Here is a 10,264-nt window from a genome sequence, read left to right as displayed (position 1 = left end):
TTCGTTAATGCGTGCGGCTCATTTGTGCTTATCGAACTTTACCAGCTTCAAATTTGATGCGGAGTCTGACCTTGTTAGCCTGGAAAATCTGCGCTCTTAATATCTGTCCACCAACGTCGGAACAGGCCACAGTTTCTCGTTTAGTCGCACCATCCACACTGACTCGAGTGCCAATCCAACGCTTCTGGGCTTACTCGGTGTGAATTTTGTTTTGGCTGACGAAGCGGGGAACCATCCAACTTTCCATAATCGGTACCTTCCAGTTTTGGTGACACCTGTACGACCATCGCCTCGGATTCGATGGCGATCAGTCCTAGATCGAACAAGGTATGGATGTCCGCTCGTAAAAGCAGCCCATTGGATACAACGTTTGTGTGGCCTACTTTGTAGGGGTGGATGTGCGCGGCCTCGAGCACGGCGGGCAAGTTGCAGCCCGTGATGGCACAGGCGTCGCCATAGGCGTCCATTAGAGCTTTGCGGAAAGCGGGTTGCCCTCTGCGACGGATGATGTCGGCGGATACGCGCTTTCTGGCATCGACTACGTCTGTGGGGTCAAAGATGGCTGCTTGTTCAGCAGTATCCTCGGCGACTGCTAGTGCTTCTTCGACAGGATTCGAAACCCGTCGAATAGAGACGCCAAATCGGCTCCCCGATGATGTGTCGGGGTAAATTTCCCAAATGCCATGCTGAGCCGAATCGTAAGTCTCAAAGATGCCCTTGCCGACCTTGAACAGCCTGTCGTAGCGGTTGCCCTGGTCAGTCCTTCGAGGCTTTTCATTTTGTGAGTAGCCAGTGCGGGCAGGGGAGTTAACAGCCATCATGTAGAGGTCTGCCAGGCTTTTGGTGTTGTACCCCGGATCACGGGTGAGGATCCAATCTTCGACCTGCTTTCGACTGGCGGTGCCTCCAAGTTGAGTTACAGTGGTAAGAGCTTTCTCCCACGTGCGACTGTCTTCAAGTTTGTTTGCTCCTGTGTCTTCTTCAGGAGTCTCCCCTTGAATGAGTCGGATCATTCTGGCCTTCATGTCCGTCCCAACATTAACAGCAGGCTTTAGGCCTGGTATCCACGCCAAATCCAGCTCATTGCGCACTGCAGATATGTTCTGCATTCGATATTCGAATGCTTTTGTAGAGCGATCAAACCGCAGCCAGATCCTCATAAACCTGCTTCTTTGAGAAACTAACTCCTGACTCTTGCTTCTCTGCCATTCGGCGGTAGGCCTCGACAGCCGCGAGTAGCTCTTCGTTGCTCCAACCCTTGGTCATAGCTCGTCTTCCTTCGAATGTTTTTCTGCTTTTAGGCGAACTGCTGGTGAGCACGCTGCCACAGTTCGTGCGCACTATCGATCAGGCTGACTGCAATCGACTCTCTCGTCTCCGGATCTCGGAGGAGCACCAGATCCTCATTTGAAGGAGCATGGAAATTCACATTGACCTCAGGGTACTTCCAGAACAGGTAGCCCGAATTGCGAGCGCTGGGCGCGATCTCTTTACTTAGCGCAAATAGTCGCTCCCGGTCTTCCGGGAACTGCTCACCGTCACAGTAGTAACCACAGTAGAGACGGTGGTTGAGCTCGATGTACACGCCGCCCTGCATAAAATTGAAGGGGAAGTAGAGACCGATGAATTTACTGTTTTTGATCTTCTTGTAATAAGCGGAAACTGTTTCCTTCGTGGCCGTAACTTCTGGCTTGCCGAGGTACGGATACTGGCTTGCTTGGCAAGCCGCCATGCGCTCCCAAATATCGAACTGCAGGTCGGCCAGTACGGACTTGAATGCATGGTTGATGTCGGCAATTACGAAAAGGTTCTCGCCCTGCAGGATCTGTTCTTTCAGCTTGCTCATGTAGACCTCGCCCTGATCACTGGATGTCAACTTTTGGAGTAGTTCGATGTACTGGAAAACGCTTTCCCGCACGCCGGGCTCGCGGGCAACCAGTGGGATACAGTCCTTCAGCCAAGCGATGATCTCGGTTTCGTAGCTGAGAAGAATTACAGGCAGGGACTTGCTACTTTGTTCGCTGGGCCCGGCACCATCCAAGGTGAGGTATGTGGTCCAAATCTCGCGGTAGCCTTCCACCTGCATTCGCTGGTGGTAACGCCAGAGCTGCTCGTCTTGGTCGCCGGCGTAGATCTTGTTTTCGATGATCACTGCCTGCTTAGATTGGTTGCGAACCAGGATGTCTATGCTCCGATACTCGGCTTCGACAATCGCATTCTCCGAATCGAAGTTCTGGATACCCACTCGCTTCAACAGCAGATTTAGCAGCGCTGTTCCCTGGTTATGGGTAGCTTTAGGGTCGAGTAGGAAGGCGAGGAAGCGTGAGTGAAGCCGAACCTCATCACTTGAGCTGCGGAGTACGGAGAAGAGGTTGAAGCCTGCCGGGCGCTGATACCTCGCACGCAGTAGAGCCACGGTTTGCAAAAAATCGTCCATGAAAGAGAGTCCCTAATTAAGGCCGAGTTACGGCGCGTAGTATCAGGCAAAGCACGCTCTGATGTAATGGCTATTTGATGTCTATGGCTTCGAGTAATCCGGAATTAGCCCCGGCTTTTCTAGACACTCGATGACCCGGTTTGGCTGTTTAAAGCTGCCTATCGAAATGCCATCGAACGCATTCTTCATTATTGGTAGCGCTGCTTGATTCGGCGGGAGAAGTGGCATCGTAGGGTCGGGGTTGCGGAAACGACCCAAATGATGCGGAAATGATCCAGAAATGGTGGAACAGAAATCGTGAGTTCCAGAAACGACAAAGCCCTGAATAATCAGGGCTTTGTCGTGCTTAAAATGGCGGAGGCGATGGGATTCGAACTCATGGACCTGTTACAGTCGACGGTTTTCAAGTCTGATGAATAATCTTTATATTTTAGTACCTTAGGGCGATTGGTTTCCGCATAAACAGTGTTGGTCAATGCTTGGGCAAAATCTAAAAGAAATGGATGGGAGCCTATTTTTGGAAACAATTCTTGGTGTTTTTATCTTAATCGTGGACATAAACTCTCTAAAAAATTCGCTAGTTCGAAAAATCCCCGGCCGAAAACAGCTCATGAGCACAGAGTTAGGCATGCTCTGTCATTTGATGGTCGATTTTCTTGGTGATAGATATAAAGCACCATGAGTACCTATGTCTTCGCCTGTTGACACCGCTGACAAATGAAGCTGCTCTGTGGCTCAAGAATGTCTATGGAGATATAAATGATCGCTTCCGAAAAAATGATTGATGCGATGCGTGATGGAAAGCTGGAGTTGCACTGTGTGAGTGTATCCATTACTCAAAAATGTGTAGGCGGTCTTTGCCTTAGAGGTTATGGGGTTATAAGGGTTAATCAGGTAGGAACTATCTATCTTGAGTTTATTTGTATGGAGGCTAACAATAAGCCACCTTCTAATGTAAGTGGTTTTCATGTGTCATTCCCGAATGATTCGTTGGATAAAAATCAAAAATTATATTTGGAGGCTAACTCGCTAGAGGGTCATAAAATATTTGCTGAAGGGTTTTCGTTACGTATAAGTGTGTTTCATATGCGGGCGCCTTATAAGATTCATGTTTTTATTAATGAAGTGTATTTTGTTGAGGAGGATATAAGCAAGTCTGACTCGAAAAACTATATGTATTTTGAGCTTTTAGAAAAACCCAGGATTCCGACAAATAAAATGAATTCTGAGTCGGACAGTTATGGAGGGGAGTCGCATACATGGAATGAGTCAGATTTGCAGATTGAAGGTGCTACAGTAAACGTTATAAACAAGGAGAATAGAGTTGAGGTTCGGGTGAGGGGCGAATTCGTCGCGGATGAACTTTATCGATCATTACTTTTTTATATTGGTCTCTCCTCAGGCGTAATGCCACAACCCTACTGCGTTATCAAACGAGTAGGCAGCGAAACAGTTATGCATTTCAAGACTGTACGCAACAGCTTACGAGGAAAGGCGATGCCAGCGCCTATAAGTGATTCGGTCGTCGGCGAAGGTTTTCCGGCGTGCCATTACGCAATTCTTGCTTCAATGCTTAGAGTTAAGCGAAATAATCCGCTGCGTTTCGAGAGTGCATACAGTCAATGGCAGCGTGTCTGGCATTCTTTTCAATCCGAAAATAATATTTCTATTCTCACCCTTGCAGTAGCAGTTGAGGGGTTGCTAAACGATGTATTTATACCGGAGTTAAAGTTGGCTAGCTCAGATGGGGAGTTAGAGACTGCGAAAGTGGCGTTGATTGATGAGCTTGGAAAGTTAGATGTGCGGGATGATCATAAGCAAACATTGATTTCAAGTGTTGTGCGTTGGGGGAATATACATCCTGGTAAGGCGCTAGGGATCCTCATCGATAAAGGATTGGTATTGCGGACTGAAAAAAAAGCATGGAATGATCTGCGTAACTCAGCTGCGCATCCAATGTTTAAGGAAAATGATAATTTAAACCAACTCAAGGAGCAATGGCGGATTTCAAATACACTCACACTGTTTTATCGATTAGTGTTGAACATTTTTGAATATGATGGGCCCATGTATGAGTTTCGGGCGAATGAGAAGCCTAATTTTTTCAAGAGGGAATATGTGCGAGTATTAGATGTTGAGTACTCCGGTACGTGCGGCGGAGACAATAGATGAAGGTAAAAACCAGGTGGATGACTGGGTTGGGTAGGAGGGTGATATGCAGTACGTCGCATATTCCTCTTTTCGCCAATAATATCAAAATTGCCTCAGTTGCGGTCCGTTCAGAGTTTGAACATAGGGTATGCTTGCCGAAGGGGCGACCATTCGCCTGGCTATCGATAATGGACGTGGAGTTCGGATAGAAATGGAGTACGGCTCAAGCCCGGCCTCGCGAGGGCCGGCCGGCGCTTATATTGAGGGCGAACTTGGTGCCCTCTACTTGCTCGCACTGCTGACGGGTAATCGTGCACCAGGTATGCCAACCGCACGTGTCGCCAGCGTCCGATTTCAGGGCACAGAGCAAGGGTTTGAGCTTGATGACCTAATCATTTCTGGCGTGGGGCGAGACGGCGACGCCATCCTCGAAATTCAGTCGAAGCGGGATATCACTTTCTCGCCGGGCGACAGCGTCTATCAAGGAGTCGCCTTCCAAATTGCGCGGAGTGTTGCACGTACTGTTTCGGCGGATCGACACCTTCTCGGAATCGCGACGCAGCGGACCAGCCGCAAAATTTCCGGCGCTTATCAAGATGTGCTTAAGTGGGCTCATTTGATGGAGAGCGCGACGGTCTTTTTTGCTCGGCTAGATACTAAAGGCGTCGCGAGCAAGGATATGCGTGACTTCGTCGAGACGACGCGAAAACATCTGGTAGCCGGCGGTGTTCCCGATGACGATGATGTGATCTGGCGGCTATTACGACGGATAGTAATTCTCGAGTTTGACTTTGAAGCGACGTCTCCAATCACCCGGACTTATGGACTTGCGCTAGCACGGATGGCGCTTAGTGACGAGGACGTTAATCGTGCTGAAGCGCTTTGGAGTCGGCTGGTCGACTTGTCAATTAAGATCGGGACTACCGGTGGTGAAGTCGACCGAAAAACCTTAGGGGCCAATCTGGCCGAGGCAGGTTTCCGGCTTGCTGGCGACCGCGAATATGGTCCGGCACGCATTAAACTCGCGGAGCTTGTGCAGAACACGCTTGCTCATATTGGCACGACTGTAGCGGGGGTAACCTTGCCGCGGCAAGAAGCAATCGCTGCGTTCGACGAGGCTCCCGAAGTGCATCGTTTCGTCGAGGTCCGCGGGGATCCCGGCGTCGGTAAATCCTGGGTTCTTCGCCATCTCGCTGAACGTGTTTCGCGCCAGGCACCGATCATCGTCCTCGACCGGGATTCAACGCCTCCAGGGGGCTGGCTGCCGTTTTCAAACAGTCTTGGTATCCCAGGATCGGCTGTCGAATTCCTGACAGATCTGGCCGCAAGCGGCGGAGCGGTCCTCTTCATCGATGGCCTGGACATGTTCGACGATCCCGGTCGCCAGCGCACTATCGCTGAGCTCATGAGGGCAGCGAGCGCGATCCCAAGCTTCAAGGTGATTGTCACAACACGCACGTGCGGCAACATCGATATTGAACGCTGGCTCGACGATCAAATCACTGCCGCAATGGGGGGGGCGTACTCGATTCAGGTCGGGCCCCTATCGGAGGGTGAAGTTGCGACACTTGTCGATCAAGCGCCGAATCTCCGATCGCTGTTGGACTCGAGGTGTCCAGCCGCTGGGCTAGCCCGAAATCTTTACCGTTTGTCCCGGCTTCTCAAAGTGCCTAGCTCTACTGGGGTCAGGACCGAAGCTGCGATGGCTGATTTCTGGTGGAAGAGTGCGGATGGCGCACCTGCGCATGACACCCGCGCTGCGCAGCGGTTGATAGCCGGGCTTGCCGCAAGTGCCCTAAGGGGAGAAGGAGGGATTGAAGTTTCCGAAGATTCGGCAGCGCGTTCACACTTGATTGAGACTATGACGCTCAGGGAGATACGACGCGACCGGCTCGACTTCTATCATGATGTATTGCGCGACTGGGCAATAGGCAGTTATATCGCCGAGAACCCACAGCAATTGGACGCTCTGGACATTAGCGTACCGGTCTCGCCGCGGGTTGCCCGTGGTATCGAGTTCGCCGCTCGCCTCGCGCTTGAGTCGGATGCAGACTGCCGCGGATGGCTCCAGTTGCTCGTGCAGCTCTCGGTACCAGAGGCGCATGGGTCGTGGCGGCGTCAGGCGATCCTTGCTTTGTCGCGTTCAGAGGTCACATACGAATTGCTCGAAAAGTGCAGCACCGAATTACTTGCGGACGGTGCGGCCCTCCTCGTTGAATTGTGCACAACGATTGCTGCGGTCGAAACCGTTGCGACTTCCGACCTGATGACGATGTCGGACTCTACCAAGATCGATATGCCGCGTTCCTTTCGGACAGACGTCACCGGTTCTTCCATTGTGGTGCTGCGGTGGATACTGACGCATTCGGCCGAGATATCGATATCAGCAATCTCCGCAGTGATAGAGCTGGTAAAAATTCAGCTCTATTTTCTCAGCCATCTTCAGATGTTCGCCCATCAAACGGCTGTCATGCTGTTCGGTTGGCTGCGACAGCTAGATATTCGCGATGTCGCGGTGACGATCCCAGGAGAGCGATACCCTAAACGAATAGCGGGCGACTCGCGAAGTAGCATGATCGAGCAACTTCGCCTAACGGCTCTATTGCTCGGAAAGTTCGCACCTGATGAGCTCAAAGCCTATCTCAGGGAGGTCGGCAGCGAACGGGACATCTACAAAGTCGATGCAATCCGGCAATTTTCGAAAGTGATTGCGCCGGTTGCGCCAGCCGAACTGGCGGATCTCGTGTTAGCGAGCCTCCTTAAGACACATGACCAGCGTGGTCTTCGTGGCCGCATAATGGAGCAGGCCTTCACTTTCGCCGACAGCAAATACTTGCCGGCTTCGCCAGCGCAGCCCCCATTCCTCGATCTTTTGGAGTCCGCGCCCAACGAAGGATTAAAGCTGATCCGGAGACTAGTCAAGGAAGCGATTGCATTCAGCACTGACTCGCATGCAACCGAAGATCCAGGCTTTAAACTCGTTTTCGGCGCTAGTCCCCGCGTGTTTCCCCATGCCGACAGCTATCTCTGGTCGCGGGATCAATGCCGCGATTATGCGACGGCCTCCGGGCTTAAGGCGTTGGAAGCGTGGAGCCAGCAAAGGCTCGATGATGGTGTCCCGGTCGATGAAGTGCTCGCGGATATTTTCGGTCCCGATGGGAGCTGTGCGGCGTACGTTCTAGTTGCGGTCGATACGCTACTTTCGCATTTGGAAGTATCCCGCGATGCGCTTGCGCCGTTGATCGCAGATCCGGAACTGCTGGCCACCGACCGCATGCGTCGAGATCATGATCAGCTTGGGTTGCGTATTGATCAGTTCGCAATTGCGAAGGAGCCGAACAACAAGGTCAGGCTTGCTGACTTGAAGAGTCGCCCGTCTCGACACATAACCTTGTCCGACGTGGTGCACTTTTATCTGGGAGACGATCCAGTGGCGAACCGTCTGCGCGAGCAGTTGGGTAACGCTGTCGCCAGCCTCGAGCCCATCCAATCCTACTCGAACTGGAGCGACGCGCGGTTCGTTGCGCGGGTTACCAACAATATGCTGCAACGATCGAACTGGACTGACATCGGGGGCGGAAGACTAAGCTACCGACCGCCTGCGGACGAAGCTGCACATCTCGAAGCGATGGAGAAACAACGGATAGCATTCATGCGTTCAACCGAGATTGAATCGAGCATCGAACTCGCGATCGCCGGCGGCAGTGAATACGCCAACGCCGCAACGGCGCGCGATGAGGTCGCACATGCGGACGGCGATCTTCCTGACGATACCGATACCGATGCACTCAGGTCGCGATCAACTCGCCTTATCACGACCGCCTTGCTAGTGGCTCGGGATGGAGACGACGGACTACTTGACACCAATGAGGGGTGGGTCCGCGAAGTCGTTGCCATCGCGCTTGAGGAGCATTCCGACCGAGGTTCCGGATCAGAAGATATGCTGCGCTTCAATCGGCCGGCTATTGCCATCCTCACTCTAATCCATCTTTGGGCGCGGAAGGGGAAAGAGACGGACCGGAACTCCCTGATTCAACTAGCGACGCGAGAGGACCGTAGCGCAGCGCCAGCATTCGCAGCCGGACTCGGTCGGGTCCTGAAAACTGAGCCCAAACTCTTCAAGGCAGCCATGCGCGCTGCGTTCGCAAGCATGATTTGGCGCTGGAAGAGCTACGACGAGGAGGATGAGGCAGAGCATGCGCGCTTCGACGCTGAGCGGACAGCGGCGGTTGATGGCGCGGTAGCGGCCGAAATCGCCTGGCTGGATGGCGAGGCCGAACCTGCATGGCCGGCTTGGCCAGAAGAACACCCGCTGCTGCGACGTAGTTCGCGACTCCACGTTTCTCGACTCGTCACGCCGACAGAGTTTGAGGAAGACAACGTGATCCAATCTGCGGAGGTCGAGCCATCGTCGGTCATCCACGTCAACAGTAAGGCGGCAGCGCAATGGCTGGCGATGGTACAGACCGCGCGCAAGGGTTCAATCGATTGGCGGCAGGAGGTGGTCGAAGTTTATGTCGACTGGACCGCTCGGATGAACGGACTAGGTCTACCCTTAGATACTGAGATTGATCACGATCCGGGCGATTGGAATACTCAGTACTATGCGCTGTTCGCTGAGCGCCTACTCGAGGCTACTGATGCAGCGTTCGAAACTGATCTGAAACTTGTGACGGATCTGCCGGATTTGCCGTTTAGCGAGGTCGCGCAAACTGTCATCCACTCGGCTGACATTCTTTATTTCAATGATCCGCAGCGCCCAGCCGCAAGGCCAGCGGGTTTACGTGTCCGTTTGGCACAACGCGTGATGACACTCCACAGGTGGCGATATGCCGATGACCCGGCCAACTCACGGATTGACATGCAGAGCGGTGGAATCGTCGCAAAGATATTGTTAAATACTTACAACCCTTTCAACGGGACGCAGAGTTATTTACCACCCGTATTGTTCGATCGCCTTGACCCGCTCCTTCCAGCGCTTAGACCGCTGCTGCCTGGTGGGCCGACGGCATTTGTCGCAATGTGCACGATGAATCTTCTCCTAGTTGCGACACGCACGCGCCATCTCGACTTTCTGCTTGACGCCACTGAAGCATGGTTTGATCGCACTCAGGCACCTGCGCTGTGGGTTGACCGTGGTATTGGACGCAAAGTGGTCAAATGGCTGGAAGCAGCGTTCATCCAAGAGCCGGCGCTACTAAATCCTGGACATCCATTACGCACGAGAATTGATCGCGCGCTTGGTCGATTAGTCAGTATTGGTATTGCCGAGGCACGCGATCTCGAACTGAAAGTGGAAGGCGCGGATGACGCTGAATAGGCAAGAAATTTTAGCTGAGTAGGCGCTGGCAGCAATCATTATTCTTAGCCGGTATATGATCACCAACATTTAGCTCGATTTGGGCTGAGCGACAATAGCGTGGCGTTCCGCAATTTTTTTTGAGCGCCTGATTGTATTGATTAAAAAAGGTGTGGGAAATCGCAATAAGCGGAAAATTTATCGAGCTAACTGTCTGATTTTTATAGATAAAATTATGGACTTAAAATCCCCCGCTCGTAAGGGCGTGCCGGTTCGATTCCGGCTTCGGGCACCATCTTTCAACAAGGGCCTGCGAGCGAAAGCGACGCAGGCCTTTGTGCATTTCCGCTTCCCTGTTTTTGCTCTCTCCGCCTCGG

4 protein-coding genes are annotated in these 10,264 nt (G+C 52.5%); 2 read left to right on the top strand and 2 right to left on the bottom strand.

The window, feature by feature from the left end; translation table 11 throughout:
• Positions 1-140 precede the first annotated feature (140 nt).
• Entirely contained in the window at positions 141-1,160 is a 1,020-nt protein-coding gene (locus tag BLU71_RS27560; RefSeq protein ID WP_231982501.1) for an HNH endonuclease, read from the bottom strand.
• 137 nt (positions 1,161-1,297) lie between these two features.
• Positions 1,298-2,437 (bottom strand): PD-(D/E)XK nuclease family protein, encoded by a 1,140-nt coding sequence (locus BLU71_RS09340; RefSeq protein ID WP_083352897.1) that lies wholly within the window; start codon positions 2,435-2,437, stop codon positions 1,298-1,300.
• Between the two features lie 759 nt (positions 2,438-3,196).
• On the opposite strand from BLU71_RS09340, the gene BLU71_RS09335 reads away from it, so the two are divergent.
• Both BLU71_RS09335 and BLU71_RS09330 read left to right on the top strand, forming a co-directional pair.
• Positions 3,197-4,609 (top strand): hypothetical protein, encoded by a 1,413-nt coding sequence (locus BLU71_RS09335; protein ID WP_083352896.1) that lies wholly within the window; start codon positions 3,197-3,199, stop codon positions 4,607-4,609.
• Between the two features lie 127 nt (positions 4,610-4,736).
• Positions 4,737-9,908, top strand: a complete 5,172-nt coding sequence (locus BLU71_RS09330; RefSeq protein WP_083352895.1) for a hypothetical protein — start codon at positions 4,737-4,739, stop codon at positions 9,906-9,908.
• Positions 9,909-10,264: the final 356 nt, after the last annotated feature.

This window comes from Pseudomonas moraviensis, assembly GCF_900105805.1.
Taxonomy (GTDB): Bacteria; Pseudomonadota; Gammaproteobacteria; order Pseudomonadales; family Pseudomonadaceae; genus Aquipseudomonas; species Aquipseudomonas moraviensis_A.
Note: the sequence above shows the minus strand (reverse complement) of the source record. Positions and strands in the feature narration are given on the sequence as shown.